19 protein-coding genes are annotated in these 21,215 nt (G+C 66.9%); 14 read left to right on the top strand and 5 right to left on the bottom strand.

The window, feature by feature from the left end; translation table 11 throughout:
• The first annotated feature begins 413 nt into the window (after nt 1–413).
• The 6 genes from GLP40_RS30340 (at nt 414) to tuf (ending at nt 6,239) form a co-directional block, all read left to right on the top strand.
• Nucleotides 414–944: a DUF3558 domain-containing protein gene (locus GLP40_RS30340; RefSeq protein WP_154791444.1), complete on the top strand. Its 531-nt coding sequence runs from the start codon at nt 414–416 to the stop codon at nt 942–944.
• 11 nt (nt 945–955) lie between these two features.
• Nucleotides 956–1,528 carry a DUF3558 domain-containing protein gene (locus tag GLP40_RS30335; RefSeq protein WP_230330088.1) on the top strand — a complete coding sequence of 191 codons (573 nt, stop codon included), beginning with the start codon at nt 956–958 and terminating at the stop codon, nt 1,526–1,528.
• Between the two features lie 277 nt (nt 1,529–1,805).
• On the top strand, nt 1,806–2,180 hold the full coding sequence (gene rpsL, locus GLP40_RS30330; protein ID WP_014353064.1) for a 30S ribosomal protein S12: 375 nt from the start codon (nt 1,806–1,808) through the stop codon (nt 2,178–2,180).
• Nucleotides 2,180–2,650 (top strand): 30S ribosomal protein S7, encoded by a 471-nt coding sequence (rpsG, locus tag GLP40_RS30325; protein WP_030517120.1) that lies wholly within the window; start codon nt 2,180–2,182, stop codon nt 2,648–2,650. The genes rpsL and rpsG overlap by 1 nt, the downstream gene beginning before the upstream one ends.
• Nucleotides 2,651–2,827: 177 nt before the next feature.
• Nucleotides 2,828–4,930, top strand: a complete 2,103-nt coding sequence (gene fusA / locus GLP40_RS30320; RefSeq protein WP_328290830.1) for an elongation factor G — start codon at nt 2,828–2,830, stop codon at nt 4,928–4,930.
• A gap of 118 nt (nt 4,931–5,048) precedes the next feature.
• On the top strand, nt 5,049–6,239 hold the full coding sequence (gene tuf, locus GLP40_RS30315) for an elongation factor Tu (RefSeq protein ID WP_328290829.1): 1,191 nt from the start codon (nt 5,049–5,051) through the stop codon (nt 6,237–6,239).
• Between the two features lie 145 nt (nt 6,240–6,384).
• Here the strand turns inward: tuf and GLP40_RS30310 are convergent, their stop codons facing one another.
• Nucleotides 6,385–7,167: a glutamate racemase gene (locus GLP40_RS30310; RefSeq protein ID WP_328290828.1), complete on the bottom strand. Its 783-nt coding sequence runs from the start codon at nt 7,165–7,167 to the stop codon at nt 6,385–6,387.
• A 61-nt stretch (nt 7,168–7,228) separates the two neighbouring features.
• Nucleotides 7,229–8,425 carry an NAD(P)/FAD-dependent oxidoreductase gene (locus GLP40_RS30305; RefSeq protein WP_154791442.1) on the bottom strand — a complete coding sequence of 399 codons (1,197 nt, stop codon included), beginning with the start codon at nt 8,423–8,425 and terminating at the stop codon, nt 7,229–7,231.
• A 156-nt stretch (nt 8,426–8,581) separates the two neighbouring features.
• Between GLP40_RS30305 and GLP40_RS30300 the strand changes: the two genes are divergently transcribed.
• The 6 genes from GLP40_RS30300 to GLP40_RS30275 all read left to right on the top strand — a co-directional run bounded on the left by GLP40_RS30300 (nt 8,582) and on the right by GLP40_RS30275 (nt 14,006).
• On the top strand, nt 8,582–8,935 hold the full coding sequence (locus tag GLP40_RS30300) for an SPW repeat protein (RefSeq protein WP_154791441.1): 354 nt from the start codon (nt 8,582–8,584) through the stop codon (nt 8,933–8,935).
• Between the two features lie 146 nt (nt 8,936–9,081).
• The gene (locus GLP40_RS30295; RefSeq protein WP_328290827.1) at nt 9,082–9,726 is read left to right on the top strand and encodes a TetR/AcrR family transcriptional regulator; all 645 of its coding nucleotides are present in this window, start codon (nt 9,082–9,084) and stop codon (nt 9,724–9,726) included.
• A 159-nt stretch (nt 9,727–9,885) separates the two neighbouring features.
• Nucleotides 9,886–11,061, top strand: a complete 1,176-nt coding sequence (locus GLP40_RS30290; RefSeq protein ID WP_154791439.1) for a lipase family protein — start codon at nt 9,886–9,888, stop codon at nt 11,059–11,061.
• Between the two features lie 115 nt (nt 11,062–11,176).
• Entirely contained in the window at nt 11,177–12,283 is a 1,107-nt protein-coding gene (locus GLP40_RS30285; protein ID WP_154791438.1) for a hypothetical protein, read from the top strand.
• Nucleotides 12,284–12,322: 39 nt separating this feature from the next.
• A complete protein-coding gene (locus GLP40_RS30280; protein ID WP_154791437.1) occupies nt 12,323–13,099 on the top strand; it encodes a DNA alkylation repair protein in 777 nt (258 codons plus the stop codon).
• Nucleotides 13,100–13,418: 319 nt separating this feature from the next.
• Nucleotides 13,419–14,006, top strand: a complete 588-nt coding sequence (locus GLP40_RS30275; RefSeq protein WP_154791436.1) for a transglycosylase SLT domain-containing protein — start codon at nt 13,419–13,421, stop codon at nt 14,004–14,006.
• Between the two features lie 129 nt (nt 14,007–14,135).
• Here GLP40_RS30275 and GLP40_RS30270 read toward each other — a convergent pair whose 3' ends face one another.
• Together GLP40_RS30270 and mftR2 are read right to left on the bottom strand one after the other, a co-directional pair.
• On the bottom strand, nt 14,136–15,191 hold the full coding sequence (locus GLP40_RS30270; protein ID WP_154791435.1) for a ferredoxin--NADP reductase: 1,056 nt from the start codon (nt 15,189–15,191) through the stop codon (nt 14,136–14,138).
• A 71-nt stretch (nt 15,192–15,262) separates the two neighbouring features.
• Entirely contained in the window at nt 15,263–15,883 is a 621-nt protein-coding gene (gene mftR2 / locus GLP40_RS30265) for a mycofactocin system transcriptional regulator MftR2 (protein WP_154791434.1), read from the bottom strand.
• 424 nt (nt 15,884–16,307) lie between these two features.
• On the opposite strand from mftR2, the gene mftF reads away from it, so the two are divergent.
• A complete protein-coding gene (mftF, locus tag GLP40_RS30260) occupies nt 16,308–17,708 on the top strand; it encodes a mycofactocin biosynthesis glycosyltransferase MftF (protein ID WP_154791433.1) in 1,401 nt (466 codons plus the stop codon).
• A gap of 125 nt (nt 17,709–17,833) precedes the next feature.
• Here mftF and GLP40_RS30255 read toward each other — a convergent pair whose 3' ends face one another.
• Nucleotides 17,834–19,108 carry a cytochrome P450 gene (locus GLP40_RS30255; protein ID WP_196054851.1) on the bottom strand — a complete coding sequence of 425 codons (1,275 nt, stop codon included), beginning with the start codon at nt 19,106–19,108 and terminating at the stop codon, nt 17,834–17,836.
• Nucleotides 19,109–19,456: 348 nt separating this feature from the next.
• Here GLP40_RS30255 and GLP40_RS34615 point away from each other — a divergent pair, with 348 nt between their 5' ends.
• The gene (locus tag GLP40_RS34615; RefSeq protein ID WP_154791431.1) at nt 19,457–20,809 is read left to right on the top strand and encodes a GAF domain-containing protein; all 1,353 of its coding nucleotides are present in this window, start codon (nt 19,457–19,459) and stop codon (nt 20,807–20,809) included.
• Nucleotides 20,810–21,215 lie beyond the last annotated feature (406 nt).

Below are 21,215 nucleotides of genomic sequence, written 5' to 3'. Positions count from 1 at the left end.
CGATTCGCTCCGGGCGGGGTTCGCGGCCTTGGAGTCTCGTTCTTCCCTCCCTCCGCTCCTCCGCTTCGCTCCCCCGCTCCGTTCAGTCCAGAACGAGACGGGCCGCGAACCTGGTCTGATTTGCCCTGCGATTCGCTCCGGGCGGGGTTCGCGGCCTTGGAGTCTCGTTCTTCCCTCCCTCCGCTCCTCCGCTTCGCTCCCCCGCTCCGTTCAGTCCAGAACGAGACGGGCCGCGAACCTGGTCTGATTTGCCCTCCGCTTCGCTCCGGGCGGTTCGCGGCGCTGGAGGTCTCGCCTTTTCCTCCCTTCGGTCCTCCGCGTCACTCCGTCCAGCACAGGATGGGCCGCGAACCATAGGGTTCTGCCATCCGCACGACGGGCTGCTCGTTGGTCGGCACAGTAGAGTCGGAGCCATGCGAATGGCGTCGGCGATCGTTGCGGGATCCGTCCTCGCGCTGCTGCTGTCGGCGTGTGGGGGAAAGAGTGATTCCAGTGACGAACCGGGTTTCCGGCCGCCGCAGAAGGTGGCGGCGCTGGGTCCGTTCGTCGGGGAATGCGGCCACCTCACCGATGACGAGGTACGCGACCTGGGTGGGCTCGGCAGCTTGACCACCGTCTTCAAGAACTCGACCGGCTGCAACTGGCAGGCCGGCGGAATCAGTTCCTCCAGCGTCACTTTCGCCTCCTACCGCGGCAGCCCCATCGACCGCGAGAAGGCATGGGTCGCCAGCGTCGGCCGCACCCCGGACACCATCGAGGTCGGCGGGAAGAAGGGCTTCCAAGCCCTCGACCCGAGCAACGCGGTCTGCGACCTCGCGGTGCAGCTCGACGACGATTTCTTCGAATGGTCCATCTCCTACGGAGCGTTCAGCAGCGGCAACCTCGGCAACCCGTGCGACCGCACCCGCAAAATGGCCGAACTGACCGTGCAGCGGCTGGGATGAGGGGGACCGGGATGCCACGTCGATCCACGCGCGCCCGCATCGCGGTCGCCGTCTCGGCTCTGGCCCTGACCGCCGCGCTGGGCGGCTGCGGCCAGACCGTGCCCGGCACCGCGCTGCCCGCGGGCGGCACCACCGGTACCGGCGGAACCTCGCGCATCAACACCAATTTCGACAAGCTGCTGCGTGAATGCCAGGTGGTCGCCGTCGACGACATCGCGAAATCGGTGGGCGACAACATGTATGTGGAGCCGTCCTTCAACGGCGCGGTCTGCATGTGGAATCTGACCGGCGGTACTGCGGGCAGCGGCATGGTCACACTCAGCTGGTACGAGCTCGGCTCGCTCAGCAACGAGAAGCAGAACAACGACCGCCTGAAATATGTGACCAACGACATCACCGTGCAGGGGCGGCGCTCGGTGGAGACCCGTCGGCCGAACGATTCGGACTCGTGCGGCGTGAGCGCTCCCGCGGCCGACACCGGCATCGTCGGCTGGTGGGTCAACTACCGCAGTGGATCTCAGCATGCGGACCCCTGCGATGCCGCGCGCAAGCTGGTCGAGTTGACGTTGAACCTTGCTCGATAAGCCCTCTACCAGCCGCGGTGGGGGGACCCACTTTTGCCCCCGATAGAGCCGACGGGTATCGTGGACCGCTGTGCCCGGAGCATGCGGGCAAGTTGATGTGCAGTACGTAGGCCAGCGAGAGCGGCTGACCGTTTCAGCATGCCTTGAAAAAGGCCTCTGAGCTGCGCACGACACGCCCGACCTCGTGGTGACGAAAAGCCGCGAGAACAGGGCGGAAAGCTCGAATGACAAAGACATGAAGTTCCAGACACCTGGTTACTAAAAGGAAAGCCGGTCTATGCCAACCATCAACCAGCTGGTCCGCAAGGGTCGCCGCGACAAGGTCGCCAAGACCAAGACCGCGGCCCTCAAGGGGAGCCCGCAGCGTCGTGGCGTGTGCACCCGCGTGTACACCACGACCCCGAAGAAGCCGAACTCCGCGCTCCGCAAGGTCGCGCGTGTTCGCCTGACCAGCGCGGTCGAGGTCACGGCTTACATCCCCGGTGAGGGCCACAACCTGCAGGAGCACTCGATGGTGCTCGTCCGCGGCGGTCGTGTGAAGGACCTCCCGGGTGTGCGCTACAAGATCATCCGCGGCTCGCTCGACACCCAGGGTGTCAAGAACCGCAAGCAGGCCCGCAGCCGCTACGGCGCCAAGAAGGAGAAGAGCTAATGCCGCGTAAGGGCCCCGCTCCCAAGCGTCCCCTGATCAACGACCCGGTCTACGGCTCGCCCCTGGTGACGCAGCTGGTCAACAAGATCCTGCTGGACGGCAAGAAGTCCACCGCCGAGCGCATCGTCTACGGTGCCCTCGAGCAGGCCCGCGAGAAGACGGGCACCGACCCGGTCGTCACCCTCAAGCGCGCGCTGGACAACGTCAAGCCCGCCCTCGAGGTCAAGCCCCGCCGCGTCGGTGGCGCCACCTACCAGGTGCCGGTCGAGGTTCGTCCTGGCCGCGCCAACACCCTGGCGCTGCGCTGGCTGGTCAACTACTCCCGCGCTCGTCGCGAGAAGACCATGATCGAGCGTCTGGCCAACGAGCTGCTGGACGCCAGCAATGGCCTGGGCGCTTCGGTGAAGCGTCGCGAGGACACCCACAAGATGGCCGAGTCGAACCGGGCCTTCGCGCACTACCGCTGGTGACCTGTGGCCCGGCCCTCCGTTCGGAAGTGCCGGGAGACGAGTCACATGCTGGGCGCGGCAGCTGAGCTGTCACGACAGGGCACTTAAGCGTCGCGCCCAGCGTTGACACCGATGGCTTCGGAAAATCCGTGGCCTATCCCGTTAAATCCCAACTAGCTACGAGCGGGGAAGATTTCCGTGGCACAGGACGTGCTCACCGACCTGAACAAGGTCCGCAACATCGGCATCATGGCCCACATCGATGCCGGTAAGACGACGACCACCGAACGCATCCTCTTCTACACCGGCATCACCTACAAGATCGGTGAGGTGCACGACGGCGCCGCCACCATGGACTGGATGGCGCAGGAGCAGGAACGCGGCATCACCATCACGTCGGCCGCGACGACCTGTTTCTGGAAAGACAACCAGATCAACATCATCGACACCCCCGGCCACGTGGACTTCACGGTCGAGGTCGAGCGCTCGCTGCGCGTCCTCGACGGCGCCGTCGCGGTGTTCGATGGCAAGGAAGGCGTCGAGCCGCAGTCCGAGCAGGTGTGGCGGCAGGCCGACAAGTACGACGTCCCGCGCATCTGCTTCGTCAACAAGATGGACAAGCTGGGCGCCGACTTCTACTTCACCGTCCAGACCATCAAGGACCGCCTGGGCGCGAAGCCGCTGGTCATCCAGCTGCCGATCGGCGCCGAGGACACCTTCGAGGGCGTCGTCGACCTGGTCGAGAACAACGCCAAGGTCTGGCGGGGCGAGACCAAGCTCGGTGAGCAGTACGAGGTCGTCGAGATCCCGGCCGATCTGAAGGACCGCGCCGAGCAGTACCGTCAGGAGCTGCTCGAGACCGTCGCCGAGTCCGATGAGGCCCTGCTGGAGAAGTTCTTCGGCGGCGAGGAGCTCTCGGTCGAGGAGATCAAGGGCGCCATCCGCAAGATGACCGTGAACTCGGAGCTCTACCCGGTGCTCTGCGGTTCGGCGTTCAAGAACAAGGGCGTGCAGCCCATGCTCGACGCCGTTATCGACTACCTGCCTTCGCCGCTGGACGTCGAGTCCGTGCAGGGTCACGTGCCCGGCAAGGAAGACGAGACCCTCACTCGCAAGCCGAGTTCCGAGGAGCCGTTCGCGGCCCTGGCGTTCAAGATCGCGACGCACCCGTTCTTCGGCAAGCTGACCTATGTCCGCGTGTACTCGGGCAAGGTCGACTCCGGCGCCCAGGTCATCAACGCGACCAAGGGCAAGAAGGAGCGTCTGGGCAAGCTGTTCCAGATGCACTCCAACAAGGAGAACCCGGTTCCCGAGGCTGTGGCCGGCCACATCTACGCGGTCATCGGTCTGAAGGACACCACCACGGGTGACACCCTGTGCGATCCGCAGAACCAGATCGTGCTCGAGTCCATGACCTTCCCGGACCCGGTCATCGAGGTCGCCATCGAGCCGAAGACCAAGGCCGACCAGGAGAAGCTGGGCGTCGCGATCCAGAAGTTCGCGGAAGAGGACCCCACCTTCAACGTGAAGCTGGACCAGGAGACCGGCCAGACCGTTATCGGTGGCATGGGCGAGCTGCAGCTCGACATCTACGTGGACCGCATGAAGCGCGAGTTCAAGGTCGAGGCCAACATCGGCAAGCCGCAGGTGGCGTACCGCGAGACCATCACCAAGAAGGTCGAGAAGCTCGAGTACACCCACAAGAAGCAGACCGGTGGTTCGGGTCAGTTCGCCCGGGTCATCATCGCTCTGGAGCCCTTCGTCGGCGAGGACGGCGCGACCTACGAGTTCGAGAACAAGGTCACCGGTGGCCGCGTTCCGCGCGAGTACATCCCGTCGGTCGACGCCGGTGCGCAGGATGCCATGCAGTACGGTGTCCTCGCCGGGTTCCCGCTGGTCAACATGAAGGTCTCGCTGCTCGACGGCGCCTACCACGAGGTCGACTCCTCGGAAATGGCGTTCAAGATCGCCGGCGCGATGGCCCTCAAGGAAGCGGCCCGCAAGGCCGGTCCGGTGATCCTCGAGCCGCTCATGGCCGTCGAGGTCACCACGCCCGAGGACTACATGGGCGAAGTGATCGGCGACCTGAACTCCCGCCGTGGCCAGATTCAGGCCATGGAGGAACGCAGTGGTGCCCGTGTCGTCAAGGCGCTGGTTCCGCTCTCGGAGATGTTCGGTTACATCGGTGACCTGCGGTCGAAGACCCAGGGCCGAGCGAACTTCTCCATGGTGTTCGATTCGTACGCGGAGGTTCCGGCCAACGTGTCGAAGGAGATCATCGCCAAGGCGACCGGCGAGTAGCTCGCTGCCGGGACGGGTTTGCGAGAATCCGTCCCGAGTCGGTCGTCTGAACGACCCCCTGTAAGAAAAAACCGCACTGCTGCAAAAGCAACGCACTAACTAGTCCAGGAGGACAACAGTGGCGAAGGCGAAGTTCGAGCGGACGAAGCCCCACGTCAACATCGGCACCATCGGTCACGTCGACCACGGCAAGACCACGCTGACTGCCGCGATCACCAAGGTGCTGGCTGACAAGTACCCGGATCTGAACGCCGCGTTCGCGTTCGATCAGATCGACAAGGCGCCGGAGGAGAAGGCTCGTGGTATCACGATCAACATCTCCCACGTCGAGTACCAGACCGAGAAGCGGCACTACGCGCACGTCGACGCCCCGGGTCACGCGGACTACATCAAGAACATGATCACCGGTGCCGCCCAGATGGACGGCGCGATCCTGGTCGTGGCCGCCACCGACGGCCCGATGCCGCAGACCCGTGAGCACGTGCTGCTCGCCCGCCAGGTCGGCGTGCCCTACATCCTGGTCGCCCTGAACAAGGCCGACATGGTCGACGACGAGGAAATCCTCGAGCTCGTCGAGATGGAGGTCCGCGAGCTGCTGGCTTCGCAGGAGTTCGACGAGGAGGCTCCGGTCGTCCGCGTCTCCGGCCTGAAGGCCCTCGAGGGTGACCCGAAGTGGACCGAGTCGGTTCTCGAGCTGATGAATGCCGTCGACGAGTCGATCCCGGACCCGGTCCGTGAGACCGACAAGCCGTTCCTGATGCCGATCGAGGACGTCTTCACGATCACCGGTCGTGGCACCGTCGTCACCGGTCGTATCGAGCGTGGCGTCATCAACGTGAACGAGGAAGTCGAGATCGTCGGCATCCGCGAGAAGACCACCAAGACCACCATCACCGGCATCGAGATGTTCCGCAAGCTGCTGGACAACGGCCAGGCGGGCGACAACGTCGGTCTGCTGGTCCGTGGCATCAAGCGTGAAGATGTCGAGCGTGGCCAGGTTGTCATCAAGCCGGGCACCACGACCCCGCACACCGAGTTCGAGGGCCAGGCGTACATCCTGTCGAAGGACGAGGGTGGCCGCCACACCCCGTTCTTCAACAACTACCGCCCGCAGTTCTACTTCCGTACCACCGACGTGACCGGCGTCGTGACCCTCCCCGAGGGCACCGAGATGGTCATGCCGGGCGACAACACCGAGATGAGCGTCAAGCTCATCCAGCCGGTCGCCATGGACGAGGGCCTGCGTTTCGCGATCCGTGAGGGTGGCCGCACCGTCGGTGCCGGTCGCGTCACCAAGATCATCAAGTGATTTCCTGAAATCGCTGGTGATTCCTTGAATCGCTGACGAACGGCGTCGCTCCGAAAGGAGCGGCGCCGTTCGCGTTTTCACGCGCGAGAAGGGCCGTTCCCTTGTGGGAGCGGCCCTTTCGTGACGTGTGGTCCGAAGCGGACCGTCAGGACGTGGTGAGTTTGTCGGCGGGAGTAGCGCCGAGCAGGCGGCCGGATTCGAAAGCGGCTGCGGCGGTGGGGAGTTGGGCGGGTCGACCGGAGGCGAGGATGCGGACCGCGCCGGTTCCCGGGGCGGGGCGGTCGAGGGCGTCCATGCGGCGCAGCGTCTGCCCGGCGACGGCTTCGGCGCTGTCGAAGACGCGCACGCCCGGGGGCAGCGCGGCGAGGATGTCGTCGAGGACCAGCGGGTAGTGGGTGCAGCCGAGCACGATGCCCTCGGTGTCGGCGGGGGTGCGGGCCGCGGCGTCGGCGATGGCCTCGGCGATGACGGCGAGGTCGCCGCGGTCGATGGCATCGGCCAGGCCGTGGCAGGCGACGCCGGTGATGTCGGCGTCACCGCCGAAGCGGGTGATGAGATCGGCCTGGTAGGCGCTGGCGGTGGTGGCCGCGGTCGCCCAGACGGCTACCTTCCGGCATACGGCGGCGGCGGGTTTGATGGCGGGCACGGTGCCGATCACGGGCACGCCGGGGCCGACCATGGCGCGGACGTGTTCGAGGGCGGTCACGCTGGCCGTATTGCAGGGCAGCACAAGGACTTCCGCGCCCTCGCCGAGGGCGAGGCGCGCGGTATCCAGTACCCGGTCGATGACCCACTGCTCGGGCTTGGGCCCCCACGGCGCGCCGTCGGGGTCGTTGAGCAGCAGCAGGTCGAGATCGGGCCGCAGCTTCCGCAACCAAGCGGCCGTGGGCAGTAGCCCCAGTCCGGAGTCGATGAGCGCGACGATCACACCTTGCACGGTAGTGAAAGCCCCACCCGATCGCGAACCGCGGGTCGAAATCGCTTCCGCGTCAGCCGACGGTGGCCGGGGGGTGCAGGGTCACGGCGAGCTGGGCTCGGGCCTTCATGACCTTGCCGGCCATGCTCGCGCCCACGACGGCGACGAGTTCGCCCGCCCGCAGGTAGTGGGCGAGGAACTTGCGGCCTTTGTCCTCGACGATCTGCACCTCGTCGGCGAGCGCCGGGATGCCGAGCACCTGAATCTTCATGTCGTACTGGTCGCTCCACACGTAGGGCACCTGCACCTCGGAGCGCCGGTCGACGCCCAGCAAAGCCGCGGCCAGCACCTGGGCCTGCTCACCGGCATTGGTCCAGTGCTCGACGCGCTTGTTGCGGCCGATGGCGTGCGGCCAGGCGGCCACGTCACCGACGGCCCAGACGCCGGGGACGATGGTGTGCCCGGTCTCGTCGGTCAGAACGCCGCCGCCGTCGCCGGGCGCGGCCAGCGGAATGCCGGAGCCCTCCAGCCAGTCGGTGACGGGCACCGAGCCGATGCCGATGACCACCAGGTCCGCATCGATCACGCTGCCGTCGGCGAGGCGCACCCCGCTGACCGAGTCGCCTTCGGTGACAAGCGATTCCACGCCGACCCCGCACCGCAGCTCGACGCCCTCGGACTCGTGCAGCCGGGCCACGAGCGCGCCGACCTCCGCGTCGAGCGCCGCGAACAGGGGAGTGGGCTGCGGTTCGACGAGGGTGACGTCCAGTCCGCGGTGGCGCAAGCCGGCGGCCAGCTCGCAGCCGATGAAGCCGGCGCCGACGATGACGGCCTTGCGCGCGCTGCCGAGTTGCTCGCGCAGGGCCTGGGCGTCGGTGTGCGAGCGCAGCACGTGCACGCCGGAGACCTCGGGCACTCCCGGAATCCGCCGTGGCCGCAACCCCGTGGCGATCACCAGCGCGTCGTATCCTGCCTCGGTGCCGTCGGACAGCCGGACCCGCCGGGCAGCGGTGTCGACGCCGGTGGCGGCGATGCCGAGCCGGAGCCGGATGTCCTGCTCATCGAAGAACTCCGCGGGCCGCAGGGCGGTGTCGTCGGTCTCGCCGCGCACGTACTGCTTGGACAGCGGCGGTCGGTCGTAGGGTGCGCGGTTCTCATCGCCCAGCAGGGTGAGTTCGCCGGTATAACCCCCACGTCGCAGCTCTTCGGCGGTGCGCAGTCCCGCGAGTCCCGCGCCAACAATTAGAACGTGTTCTACCGAGTGCGACATGCGCCAACCTTATCGGTTCCCGAGGTCGCGCGCCGATGTGTCGACCATCACATCCGAGATGCGGCCCAATCGTGTCCAGGCATTTATTGATCGGGCGGTCAATCAGGAATACAACGAGATCGGGACATATTCCCGGCCCTTCAAAGGAGGAATTCCATGTTCAGCGTGAGTCGCGCGGAGCACACCGTAACGGTCGTGCTCGGCCTAATCGCCGCGTTCTCCCCGATCTGGGTAGCGCACAGCAACCGCGCACTGTGGACACTCGTGGTGCTCGGCGTGCTGATCGCACTCGCGGGCCTGGCGCAGATCGCGAAGATGGCGACCGGCATGGTCGGCTACGCGCTCGGCGTGCTGGGCGTGCTGATGTTCATCTCCCCGTGGGTGATGAACTTCCACTCCTACAGCGGCGCTTCCTGGGTCGCGTGGATCGTGGGTGTGTTGACGGTGGTGGTCGCGCTGGCGGAGATGCCCGAGGTGTCGGGCCGCTTCGGCGCGGCGGCGCACCACTGACCGGTTCATGGCGTGCCGGTCCCGGTCTCCCGTGACCACGGAAGACGCAGCGGGGCCGGCGCGTCCGCGCGATATGCTTGTCGCCTACATCCGCCCGGCCGGTGGCGGCAGCCTCCGCTTCGAAGCGTGAGGAAGGAAGTCGAGCAGTGCCCACACCACGCAATGCGGGACCAGCACCCCGCCGGGTGGGACGTCGTCGCAGCAAGAAGGTCGACGGGGATGCTCGCCAGCTCATCCTGGATGCCGCCGAAAGGCTTTTCGCGGCCAATGGATTCGACGCGACTGCCACGGCGTCCATCGCCGAGGCGGCCGCGGTGCCCAAGGGGCTGGTCTTCTACTACTTCCCGACGAAGGACGCGATTCTGTCCGCCCTCATGGCCGAGCGTGTCCCGCCGCAGCCGCTCGACGACCTCGACTCCGTTGTGGTGCCCGGTGATCCGGCCAAGAGTCTGGTCAATATGGATGCCGCGCTGAATCTGCGTGATCATCATTCCTCGGTGCTGCGCGTGATCATGTGGCGCGAGGCCGATACCCATCCGGATGTGCGGAAACAATTGCGCCGCATGCGGGATCAACTGATGGACGCCACGGCGCGGGTGCTGGCGGCGAGCGCACCGGCCCCGGTGCGGCCGGGGACGCTGCGGGCGTGCGCGGCGGCCTGGGTGTCGGCGATGCTCGCCATTGCCAGTACCGAGCGGTTGCACGCCCTGGACGGGGTGGCGCTGCCGACGGCCGACGAGATTCTGAATGTGGCGCAGGTGGTGGCGGCGGGCATGACCCATATGGGTTGAGTTCCTGTGAATCCAGGCGATCACTGATGGTTGCTGGCGTGTCGCTATTTCATCTTGGAAACTCCCGAACCACACTCTTGTGTGGGCAAGTGTGCGACTCTCACTGCGAAATTCGTGGAGGAACCTGTGAAGGCCAAGTTGTTGCTACGTGGGATCGGGATGGTAGCAGTGGGTCTGGCTCTCATGGGTGTGACGCCCGCGGCGCAGGCGGATCCGATTTATCCGGTGCCCGATCCGGATCCGTTCTACGCGCAACCGGCCGATATCGCCGACCACAATCCCGGCGATGTACTCGCCGTGCGGCCCATGCCGCCGCTGGCGACCTTTCCCGGCGCGACGGTCACGCTGGTGAAATTCCGCTCCACGAATTCGGAGGGCGGCCCGATCGCGGCGGTCACCACCGTGCTCACGCCGCTCGAGCATCAGCCCGACGGTCCGCTGCTGTCGTATCAGCACATCATCAATGGCCTCGGCGCGGAGTGCGCGGTATCGCGGGTGCTGTATACCAATGACCCGAATCTGCAAGTGCGCGAGGCGGTCGCACTGAACGCGGCGTTGCGGCGTGGCTGGTCGGTGGCGCTGCCGGATCATCTGGGCCCGAATTCCGCCTACGGCGCGGCCCGATTGGGCGGGCAGATCACCCTGGACGGCATTCGCGCGGTGAAGCGGATGCCGGAATTGGCGCTGAGCCACAGTCGGGTGGCGATGGTCGGGTATTCCGGCGGCGGTATGGCGACCGCGTGGGCTGCGGCGTTGGCGCCGCGGTACGCGCCGGAACTGGATATCGCGGGCGCGGCCATGGGCGGGGTGCCGATGAATCTGGTGAAGATGGTGAACGCGCTGGGCCTGCAACCGCATCCGGCGTTCGGGCTGGCCATGGCGGCCGCCATCGGACTCGAGCGGGAGTATCCGGATCGGTTGCCGGTCAGTACCCAGATGAACGGTGCGGGCCTGGCCATGCGCAATGCCATGGCCAATGGCTGCACCAATGAGATCATGGCGATCGGGGCCGGGCACAGTGTGCGCGAATTCGCGGCCAGTACCTCGATGATCGACGATCCCACGGTGATGTCAGTGCTGCGGGAGAACAGCCTGGAACTTTATGACGGCGTACCGAATATGCCTGTCTTCGAATGGCATTCGCCGAATGATCCGCTGGTTCCGGTTGACGCCATCGTGAATACCGATCGCCGGTACTGCGCGGCCGGGGTGCGGCTGGACATGGATATCAATCCGGCGCCGGAACATCTGTCGGCGGCCGTGCTGGGAATGCCCGACGCACTGGCGTGGATCGACGCGCGACTGGATGGCGAACCGGCACCGAGTAATTGCTGAGCGCCGTCAATGCCCCAATGCCGTTGGTCGTGAGCCGGTTTCGTGGTGACCCGGCTCGCGCCCGTACCGTAGCCCGACTCGCACCCGTTCCCGCGGCCCAGTAAGAATGTCGGCCATGGAAGCCGATTTCACCACCGGCCCGGGGGATTCGCGCCCTGCGCGTCAGCCGGGCTACCGACTCACCCATCCGGATACCCCGTCACCGGGTGCTTCGTCGAACCCGGTGCTGACCGGCATCGACCTCGGCGGTCACGCGGGCCCGGGCCACAACGGCCATGAGCAGGCTGTGCAGTGGTCCTCCGCGCCCGTAACACTGCGCAGCGCGCCGGAACCCGATGCGCTGCCCCGGCGGTTCGCCCCCGAGCTGCCGCAGCGCATCGCGGACCCCGAGGCGGTGGCCGCCCGGCTCGCCGCCGAGGGTGAGCCGTTCTCGGCCCGCAGCACCACCGACGGCGAGTCGTTCGCGGCGGCTGTCGCGACTCCCGAGCCGTTCGCGGCGCAGCCGGTCGCGAACGGCTCGCTCTACGCCCGGTCCATGTCCGACAGTGGCGCATTCACCCGCCCCGCCGCGGACGGTGACCCCTTCGACGCGCCTGCCGCCGCGGACGGCGAGACGCTCGCCGTGCGGCCCGCCACCAATGGCTCGCCGTTCGCCGGCCGTACCGGCGTGACGGAGGATGTCGCGAGCCCGGCCGTCGAGATCGCGGCCCCGGTCGCCCGCAGGTACGCGCCGGACCCCGAGCCGCCCGCGCGGCACGAGAGCCCGGCCCGTCTGGACAGCCCCGCACCTGCTCTGGACAGCCCCGCCCCGCGCCTGGAGGCCATGGAGACCCTCGCCGCGTCGCTGCGGGACAGCGCCCAGGATTCGCGGCGCGAGTCCACGGCGCCGGTGAGCGCCCCGTCCCGGCGTCGCGCCGCTCCGGAACCCACCGAGGCACAGGCGGATTCGATCCCGGCCGAGACCAAGGCCGGTGCGGAGTTCCGGACCAGTGACGCCACCATCGACCTGCACCACATCATGCGGCTGCTGGTGGCCAGCCACGATCTGGATGTGGCCGCCGCGGCGGTGGAATCCGGTGAGATCACCGTCGCCGAGCTGGCCGAGACCGCGCGCCGCACGCGCACGGCGGCCGTGGAATTGGTGGCGGCCTGGTACGGCGGAGCGGATCACATGCGGAAATTCGGCGAGGTGCTGTTACAGGCCGCGGCTGAAACCGCTTGATATCGATCCAGGATTCGATCCGGAAAGTCTGTCCGGCCCATGGACGCAGGAGGCGCAATCGGTGGAACCGGCGTGACGGCGAAGGACTCGACGGCGGCTGTGGTGCGGGCGGAATTGGCGGCGCTCGCCGATCCGGCCGACGCGGTACAGCTGCAACGGTTCTTCAAGACCGGGCCGGGCGAGTACGGGGAAGGGGATGTGTTCATCGGCGTCCGGGTTCCGCGGATCCGGAGCGCGGTGAAAGGGTTCGCCGGCATGCCCCTTTCGGAGATCGACCTGCTGCTCGACAGTCCGGTGCACGAACACCGGCTGGCCGGGCTGGTGATTCTGAACGGCGAAATGGCCAGGGCGACGCGCAAACGCGGGGGCGATGCGGCGCGCCAGCGGGAGATCGTCGACCTCTATGTGGCCGCCGTGCGGCGTGGCCGGGTGAACAACTGGGATCTGGTGGACGCCTCGGCGGAGTTCATTCTGGGCCCGTGGTTGTCCGAGCGCCCGCGTGATCTGCTCGCCGAATTCGCGGCGTCGGATTCCCTGTGGGAGCGGCGCGTTGCCCTGCTGACCACATTCGCATTCATCAAACAGGGCGACACGGCTACCACGGTCGACCTGTGCGAGCGCCTCCTCCCGGATCGCCGGGATCTGATTCAGAAGGCGGTCGGCTGGATGCTGCGGGAGATCGGCAAGCGGGTGGACCCCGCGATCCTGACCGGATTTCTGGACGCGCACGCGGCGGCCATGGGTCGTACGGCGCTGAGCTACGCGATTGAGCACCTCACCGCCGAACAGCGTGCGCACTACCGCGCCCGGCGTTGAATCGTTATCCATTTGCCACGCTGTCGGGTAGCTGTGACGCACCACTCGAGCATTTCGCACTGAGTGTTCATCTCACATTCAGTTTACGTTAACTTGGCGAGATCAGTCTGTGATCAGTCGGCCATGGCCGATACCTGCTCGAAACGAGCTGGTACCCCCTCACGCGGAGACCGCTGCCTTCGGCGAGAGCGTGAACGAACGGTGATAGCTGGGAAGTCTCCCAAATCTCGTTCTGTCACATTGCACATCACAACCCACGCAGTGCGTCGGTGGGTCCTTCCGGGGTCGCGCCGTGGTGAGCTCTGCACCCGTTATCGCCATGACTAAACGAAACCTGTTCTCCCAGCCCATCGCAGCCTTCACCGGCGCGGCCGCCGCAGCCCTGGCCGTCTCGGCCGTGATAGCCGCCGGCCCGGCCGCCGCCGACGTCGACGGCGTTCCCCCGCAATTCCAGGCCACCGCCCAGCAGGCCCAGCAGCAGGCCGTCCAGCTCAACAACAGCCTGCCCGCCCCGCAGCAGGACCAGGTCCGCCAGGCGGTCCAGGGTCTCCCCGCGCCCTTCGGCCAGGTTCTGCCTGCGGTCTACAGCAATGACCTCGACGGCTGGATCCGCAACGCCCTCTTCGTCATGGGCCAGCACGGCATCCCGGGCTCCTACAACGGCATCTACCGCAATATCCAGCGCGAGTCCGGCGGCAATCCGCGTGCCATCAACCTGTATGACTCCAACGCCGCCGCGGGGACCCCGTCCAAGGGCTTGCTCCAGGTCATCGACCCCACCTTCAAGGCGTACCACGTCGACGGCACCTCCTGGGACATCTACGACCCGGTCGCCAACATCACCGCCGCCTGCAACTACGCCTCGCACCGTTACGGCTCGATCGACAACGTCCATTCGGCGTACTGAGTAGCGCCACCTCTCGGTGACTCTCAGGGGCTTCAACCCGGGACCCCGGACATGAATGCGGCCGCCGCGTGAATCACGCGGCGGCCGCATTCTTCTCGCGGGGGACGAAGCCCCGGAGAGCCGGTTGTCTCAGAACTGGATCTTCAGGTGGTCGGTGATCGGGCGGGCCTGGCAGCCGAGGATATAGCCGTTGGCGATGTCCTCGGGGTCGAGGATCTCGGCGTTCTCCATTTCCACCTCACCCTCGAGAACGGTGCAGGCACAGGAGCCGCATTCGCCTTCGAGGCAGGAGTAGGGGACGTCGAGGCCCTTGGAGAGCATGATGTCGACCAGGGTCTGACTGCGGGGCCAGGTCATTTCGTGGGTTTCGCCGTCGAGTTCGACCTCGACACTGGCGGCGTCGGCGGCCTCCTCCGCGGTGATCTCGGTCGGCGCGACGTCCGCGAAGGGGTCGCCGGAGAGCGAGTTGAAGACCTCGGCGTGGGTGCGGTTGCGGGGCATGCCGAGCTGGCCGAGGGCGTCGTGGACGCGGTCCATGAACGGCTTGGGGCCGCACATGAACGCCTCATGGGACGCGTAGGGGGCGACCAGGGCGGCCAAGGCGTCGGCGGTGGGCAGACCCTGCAGGTGCTCGAGCCAGTGGATGACCACCAGCCGCTGCGGGTGCTTATCGGCGAGCTCGCGCAGCTCCTGGGCGAAGATGACGGAGTCATGGTCGCGGTTGGCGTAGACCACCACGATGCGGCCGTTGCCGCGGGCCAGCGCCGACTTGAGGATGGACATCACGGGGGTGATGCCGCTGCCGGCCGCGAACAGCAGCATGTCCTCGTCGAGATTCTTCGGCGTGAAGACGCCCGAGGGCGGCAGCACCTCGACGGAGTCCCCGGCTTTCACGTTGTCGCACACCCAGTTCGACGCGTAACCGTCGACGGTGCGCTTGATGGTCACCTTGGGTTTGTCGTCGGTGTGCGGCGAGCTGGCCAGCGAGTAGCAGCGGGCGACGGACCCGGTGAGGTCGCTGGGGATACGCAGGGTCAGGAACTGGCCCGGCTGGTAGGTGAAGCGCTCACGCAGGTCCTCGGGCACGTCGAATACCAGCGAGCAGGAGTCGGCCGTCTCGTTGATGACCGCGGAGACCCGCAGCACGGCCGATCGCGAGCTGTGCGGTACGTCGACGGTGGTCATTTGTGTCCTCTCGAACCCGGCAGTGTGTCGGCCGGTGCAGTCTATCGAAACTAGAACGTGTTCTAATTTCACTATACGTGGCTGTCTCGCTGCCGGACAAGCTGAGCTTCCAGCCCCGCGATCAGCACGTCCATCGAGAAGTCGTAGGCGTATTTGCCGCGCAGATCCGCCAGGTGTTTGGTCGCGCGTTCCACCGCCTCCGGGAGCACCCGGTCCAGTAGCCCCGCGCGGTCGCGCGGGTTCACCTTGGAGCGCCCGAACAGATAGGTGTGGATGGTGGCGTAGGCGGAGAGCACATTGCGTTCGTCGAATCCGGCGTCGAAGAGGATTTCCATGACGGCGGCGATCAGGTCCAGCTGTTTGCCGAGCATCTGCTCGATCAGCACATCACCGAGCCCCGGGTGCTTGCGCAATTTCTCGTCGATCTGGTCGATCAGATCCCGCAATCGCATTTGCCACGTACCGAATTCCGGTGGCGGCTTGCGTACCCCGGCGAGAGCGGCGGTGGCGACCAGATCGAGTAGCTCCCGCTTGTCAGCGACGTAGTAATAGGGCGCCATCGGTGAAACTCCGAGTTCGCGGGAGAGCCGTCGCATCGACAGCTTCTCCACACCGTCCTGCCGGACCACCCGCAGGGCGGCCTCGACGATCTCGGATTCCGAGAGAGTGTTACCGCCCCCGCCTGTCTGCATGCGCCCGACTCCCATACCGCCTCGACCACCACGGGCACGGATTTCCGTCCCCAACCTGTTCAACTGCCTGTTCAACTGCCGATTTTCCTCCCGCAGTGTAGAGCGCCCGACACCCGACCCGTCGACCTACGGCTCGATGCGTGGACAAGCCGAACCTGACGCATGGACAAGCCTGAATCTGATGCGCGGACAAGCCCGAATCCGCAAGCACGACTTCAACCAGGTACTCATCGGTAGGATCTCACCCCCAGTTCGCGGCCGTCTCGATTCTGGACTGACGGAGCGGGGGAGCGAAGCGGAGGAGCGGAGGAGGGAAGAATCGAGACCTCAGGGCCGCGAACCCGCCCCGGAGCGAAGCGGAGGGGCAATTAAACACAGCGCGCCAATCATCATTGCTGGTGGTTCGCTGACTTAGCATTCGAGAATGCGCCATGATCGCCTTCCCGATGGTTTCGGGGTGCGAATCGATCCCAGGGTGCGCACTTATTCCGGTGGACGGCTCCTGGTCGGCGGCACGCCGACGAGGATGCTGCGGCTCGCCCCGGAAGCTGCGGCCTTGATCGGAGACGGGTATCTCGAGGTAACCGACCCCGCGTCGGCCCGGGTTGCCAGACGTCTTCTCGATTCCGGCGTCGCCAATCCACGCCCGCGGCTGCTGCCGTCGGTGGAAGACGTCACGGTGATCGTGCCGGTGCACAACAATGCCCCCGAATTGTCGCGGCTGCTTTCGGCGCTGCGCGGCCACACGGTGATCGTGGTGGACGACGGCTCGGATCAGCCGGTGCGGATCCCGGACATGCGCAGCCGCTGCCGCATCACGGTGCTGCGTCGCGATCGCCGGCACGGGGCTGCAGCGGCGCGCAATTTCGGATTGCGCGCCGCGGCAACCGAATTCGTGGCCTTCCTGGATCCGGAAGTGGTGCCCCGCACGGGCTGGCTGGAGGTCATGCTCGGGCATTTCAGCGATCCCAAGGTTGCGCTGGTGGCCCCGCGCATTCTGGCCATGGACCCGGATTCCACGCTGCTGGCCCGCTACGAGCACACCCGTGGTTCGGTGCACCGCGGCCGTCGCGAGTCGGCGGTGCACGCGCACGGCCCGGTGCCGTACGTGCCGAGTTCGGCGCTGCTGGTGCGCCGTCTGGCGCTGCTGGGCGAGGGCGGGTTCGATGAGGACATGGCGGCCGGCGGCGATGTCGACCTGTGCTGGCGGCTGGACCGCGCGGGCTGGCGGCTGCGCTACGAGCCGGCTGCCCGGGTGGCGCACAGCAATCCGGTGTCGCTGCGAAAGTGGTTCGCCCACAAGGTCACCCATGGCACCGGTGTGGCCCCGCTGGCCGAACGGCATCCGGGGCTGGCTTCCCCGCTGTCGCTGCCGATCTGGACGGCGGTGTCGGCGGTGCTGCTGGGGACGCTGTCGCGCTGGGGCATTGTCGGCGGTGTGCTGACGCTGGGCGCGACCCTGGTCCGGCTCCGTCGGGTCTTCGCCGGGCTGGACAATCCGACACGGGTGGCGGCCATTTATATGACGCGCGGTTTCACCGGCGGCGTGTGGCGGCTGGCGTCGGCCATGTGCCGGCACTACTGGCCCATCACGCTGCTGGGCATGCTGTGCTCGCGGCGGGTCCGGCATGTCGCGATCACCCTGGCCATGGCCGAGGGGTTGGCGGACTGGTTCACCCATCGGGAGCCTGGCAGCCTGGACCCGATCCGGTATGTGCTGTGCCGGCGGCTGGACGATCTCGCCTATGGCACAGGCCTGTGGTGGGGCGCGGCGCGCGTTCGCAGTGCGGCGGCGCTCGAGCCGACCCTGCCGCCGCACTGGTGATCAGAGATCGAACCGAGCTCGAAGGGCGCTATGAGGCTGCGTCGGCAACGCTGCCGACAATCGCCCCTGTGGCTCGATGAACGCGCTCCTGGGGGAAGGCGGTCATCGCGTGCGGTGCGATGACCTCATCGTTCGGAATCTGCACCGTCTCGCGTCTTCATGCGTGGCTTCAATCGGACCGGCATGTGCCGTACGCCGGTGTGCTTGTTGCTGCGGGTGTATTCGACGGGCGCGGTGAGCTCGGCGGTGCCGACGCGGTCGAGCAGGGCGTCGAACACGACGCGCATCTCCATGCGGGCCAGGTTGGAGCCGAGACAGAAGTGGCCGCCGCGGCCGAAGGCCAGATGCGGATTGGGGCGGCGGGTGATGTCGAAGCGGTGCGGGTCGGGGAAGACGCGCGCGTCGCGGTTGGCGGATGTCCACCACAGGGTGACCTTGTCCCCGGCCCGGATTCGCCGAGCGCCGAGGTCGGTGTCGCGGGTGGCGGTGCGGCGGTTGTACGAGGTGGAGGAGGCCCAACGCAGCATTTCCTCGACCGCGCCGTCCAATTGGGAGCGATCGGCCTGCAGCGTCCGCCAAACCTCCGGGCGTTCGATGAGCGCGAGCATGCCGATCGCGATCGAATTGCGGGTGGTCTCGCTGCCGGCCGCGATGAGCAGACTGAACAGCATGGCCTTCTCCATCTCGGTGAGCGGCTGCCCGTCGATGGTGGCGTGCGCGGCCAGCGACATCAGGTCGTCGCCGGGCGCGGCGGTCTTGGCGGTGAAGAGTCTCGCTCCGTAGGCCCGGGTCTCCGCGACCGCCCGCTGGGTCCGCGCGGTGGCCTCGCCCAGCTCTCGATCGTCGTAGTCCAGTGCCACATTCGCCCAGCCGAACAGCTGGTGCCGATCCTCCTGCGGCACGCCGAGCAGCTGTGCGACCGCCTGGAGCGGCAGTTCGGCGGCGAGATCGATCAGAAAGTCGCACTCGCCCTCGGCCAGTGCCGCGTCCACGATGGCCGCGGCGCGTTGCCGCAGGTCGTCCTCGATGAGTTCGAGTGTGCGGGGTGCGACGCTGGGCATGAGCAGCTTGCGTACCCTCGCGTGACGAGGGTCGTCCATCATATTGAGCAGGACGCCGACCGCCCAGTCCACCGGCAGATCCTCGATGAGCGTGCCCCCGCCCCGGCGCTCGCCGCCGCGTTCGGAGGAGTAGGTGGCCGAATCCCCGGCCACGGCAACGATGTCCGCGTATCGGCTGACCACCCAGAACCCCTCCCCGTCGGGGGTGTGCACGGTGGGCGGGTGCCACCACACCGGCTCTTCGGCGCGGAGATGATCGAAGACCGCGTGCGGGAAGCCGTGCGCGAAGCGGTCGAGGTCGGTCAGGTCGATGTCCTCCACGGACCCACCCTGGCACAGTGGACAAGGGTCCGGCAGCGCATTCGGCGAACCGAGCGGTGGTGAAAGGCTGAGCGCTGCAGGCTGATTCGCCACAGCGGCCGACGCGTTTCCGCAATGGAAGTGCTGGGAGTTCGCGGCCTGCCGCGATTGTGGACCCATGGGGCGGGGAAGCGAACGGCTCCGTAGACCCGTGCCTCGGAGGAGAGAAGAATCGGGGTCACGAGGGTCGCGAACCGCCAGAGGCAAATAGACGCACCTCACATTTTGCGGGGCTCTTGTTGGCGTGTGACCTGTCGGACAAACGTCCGGCTTCTGCCTTGGGCTCTCCGATGCGCCGGTACTCTTTGGGGGCGGAAAGAAAGGCAAATGGTCAGCAATCTCGCAGGTGGTGGGCAACCCAACCACGGCGTCGAACCGGGCAGTCAGCTCGGGGCGCTCGAAACATATGCCGCCCAGGCACACGGATACCTCAGTGTGGGCGGGGATCAACTGGGGCAGTTGCCCGGCCTGCTGCGGCCGATGGTGCTGGAATCGTGGCTGCGCAGTCTGCGCGGCGGCGTGGATCCCATGGACGACGGAGACGGTCGCGGCCTGCGCGGCGCCGATCTCGAGCGTTATCGCGACGCGCATCCGATCGCCGCGGTCATGCCGTTGGTGGACAAGCTATTACTGCGCGATGCGACCGGCACCGGCCTGATCGTGGTGGTGGCCGACCAGTTCGGCCGGGTGCTCTCGGTGCACGGCAATGCCGATCGGGTGCAGGCGGCCGCGGAGGCGGGCCTGCGTGAGGGCAATGACCTGAGCGAACGCCGGGTCGGGACCAATGCCGTGGGCCTGGTGGTGCGGACCGGCCGCGCGGCCTGGATCCACGGGCCGGAGCATTTTCTGCACCGTATGCACCAGATCACGGGAGCCGCTGCGCCGGTGCACGATCCGGACGGGCGTCTGGTGGGCGTGCTCATGATCGCCGGCGGAGTGCGGGTGGCGCGTCCGGAGATCCTGGCGCTGGTGAAGGCGGCGGCGACGGCCGCGGAGATGGATCTGCTGCTGGCCGCTGTCCGTTCGGGCCAGGATCGGCGCGCGAACGCCGATGCGCCGGCGCCGGAGCGGCTGGGCCTGGAGGTGCTCGGGCTGGGGCAACCGCAGCTGACGGTGGCGGGTGAGCGAGTTCCGTTGTCACAGCGCCATGCCGAGATCCTGCTGCTGCTGGCCGAGCACACCGAGGGCCTGTCGGCGGATCACCTGGCGCTGCTGCTGGACGACGCCGATCTGGATAATGCCACCATTCGCGCGGCCATGTCGCGGCTGCGGTCGGTGGTGGGCTCGAACGTGTTCGGTTCGCGTCCCTATCGTTTGCGCGTCCCGATCGCCACCGATGTGGAGGCGCTGCGCGCCGCATTGGATTCCGGAGATGTGGACGCCGCGGTGCGTTTGTACGCGGGCCCGGTGCTGCCGCGGTCGACCGCGCCGGGAGTTATAGACATTCGCGATGAATTGCGGGTGCGTTTGCGTACCGCTGTATTACGTTCCGGCGACGCTTCGGTACTGAGTCGGTGGACCGCGGGCGCCGAGGGGCGTGACGATGCGGCCGCGTGGGCGGCCTATCGCGCCACGGTGGACCGCGAGTCTCCGCTATATGCGCAGATCGAGGCGAAGATTCGCGTGCTGGATCGGCGCATGGGCGCCGATGCAACGCAGTTGCAACGTTTCGACTCATAGTCTCCACATCCGAAAGTGTGGTCGGTCACACCGTTGCCTCGTCATGTGGTCGTACCCACATTTATGGCGATCTTCGCGTGAGCGCGCCGCCCAACTAGACGCTCGTCCAACTTTTTTTTTGGAAAAAGTTCCTTTTTATTGTGTAAACGCCTAGTGTTCGCATGCATGAACGGCATCCCTGTGATGCAGGTGACAGTTGGAGGAGATCGGCAGCAGCACAACCCGGATGCGATGACCCGGAGGCAATCGCATCCCGGCCGGTGAGCCAGTAGGGCCCGGCCGCTTCGAGCACTAGTTGGATCACGCGCGGACTCGCCGCGCACTCGTCGAATCACCCAGGGCGGTGCGATTTTTCGCGGCCTGGTGCGCCCTCGTCAGCCGAGCGCACCCCAGGTCCATTTCGCGA

The sequence above is a fragment of the Nocardia aurantiaca genome (genome assembly GCF_009708175.1).
GTDB lineage: Bacteria > Actinomycetota > Actinomycetes > Mycobacteriales > Mycobacteriaceae > Nocardia > Nocardia aurantiaca.
Note: the sequence above shows the minus strand (reverse complement) of the source record. Positions and strands in the feature narration are given on the sequence as shown.

What these genes read in the sequence shown, in the direction of transcription:
- GLP40_RS30335 (WP_230330088.1), top strand. Translation starts at nt 956, where the DNA reads ATGCCACGTCGATCCACGCGCGCCCGCATCGCGGTCGCCGTCTCGGCT.
- GLP40_RS30340 (WP_154791444.1), top strand. Translation starts at nt 414, where the DNA reads ATGCGAATGGCGTCGGCGATCGTTGCGGGATCCGTCCTCGCGCTGCTG.
- GLP40_RS30290 (WP_154791439.1), top strand. Translation starts at nt 9,886, where the DNA reads ATGGTAGCAGTGGGTCTGGCTCTCATGGGTGTGACGCCCGCGGCGCAG.
- GLP40_RS30285 (WP_154791438.1), top strand. Translation starts at nt 11,177, where the DNA reads ATGGAAGCCGATTTCACCACCGGCCCGGGGGATTCGCGCCCTGCGCGT.
- rpsL (WP_014353064.1), top strand. Translation starts at nt 1,806, where the DNA reads ATGCCAACCATCAACCAGCTGGTCCGCAAGGGTCGCCGCGACAAGGTC.
- mftR2 (WP_154791434.1), bottom strand. Translation starts at nt 15,883, where the DNA reads ATGCAGACAGGCGGGGGCGGTAACACTCTCTCGGAATCCGAGATCGTC.
- GLP40_RS30305 (WP_154791442.1), bottom strand. Translation starts at nt 8,425, where the DNA reads ATGTCGCACTCGGTAGAACACGTTCTAATTGTTGGCGCGGGACTCGCG.
- mftF (WP_154791433.1), top strand. Translation starts at nt 16,308, where the DNA reads ATGCGCCATGATCGCCTTCCCGATGGTTTCGGGGTGCGAATCGATCCC.
- GLP40_RS30280 (WP_154791437.1), top strand. Translation starts at nt 12,323, where the DNA reads ATGGACGCAGGAGGCGCAATCGGTGGAACCGGCGTGACGGCGAAGGAC.
- GLP40_RS34615 (WP_154791431.1), top strand. Translation starts at nt 19,457, where the DNA reads ATGGTCAGCAATCTCGCAGGTGGTGGGCAACCCAACCACGGCGTCGAA.
- rpsG (WP_030517120.1), top strand. Translation starts at nt 2,180, where the DNA reads ATGCCGCGTAAGGGCCCCGCTCCCAAGCGTCCCCTGATCAACGACCCG.
- GLP40_RS30270 (WP_154791435.1), bottom strand. Translation starts at nt 15,191, where the DNA reads ATGACCACCGTCGACGTACCGCACAGCTCGCGATCGGCCGTGCTGCGG.
- GLP40_RS30300 (WP_154791441.1), top strand. Translation starts at nt 8,582, where the DNA reads ATGTTCAGCGTGAGTCGCGCGGAGCACACCGTAACGGTCGTGCTCGGC.
- GLP40_RS30275 (WP_154791436.1), top strand. Translation starts at nt 13,419, where the DNA reads ATGACTAAACGAAACCTGTTCTCCCAGCCCATCGCAGCCTTCACCGGC.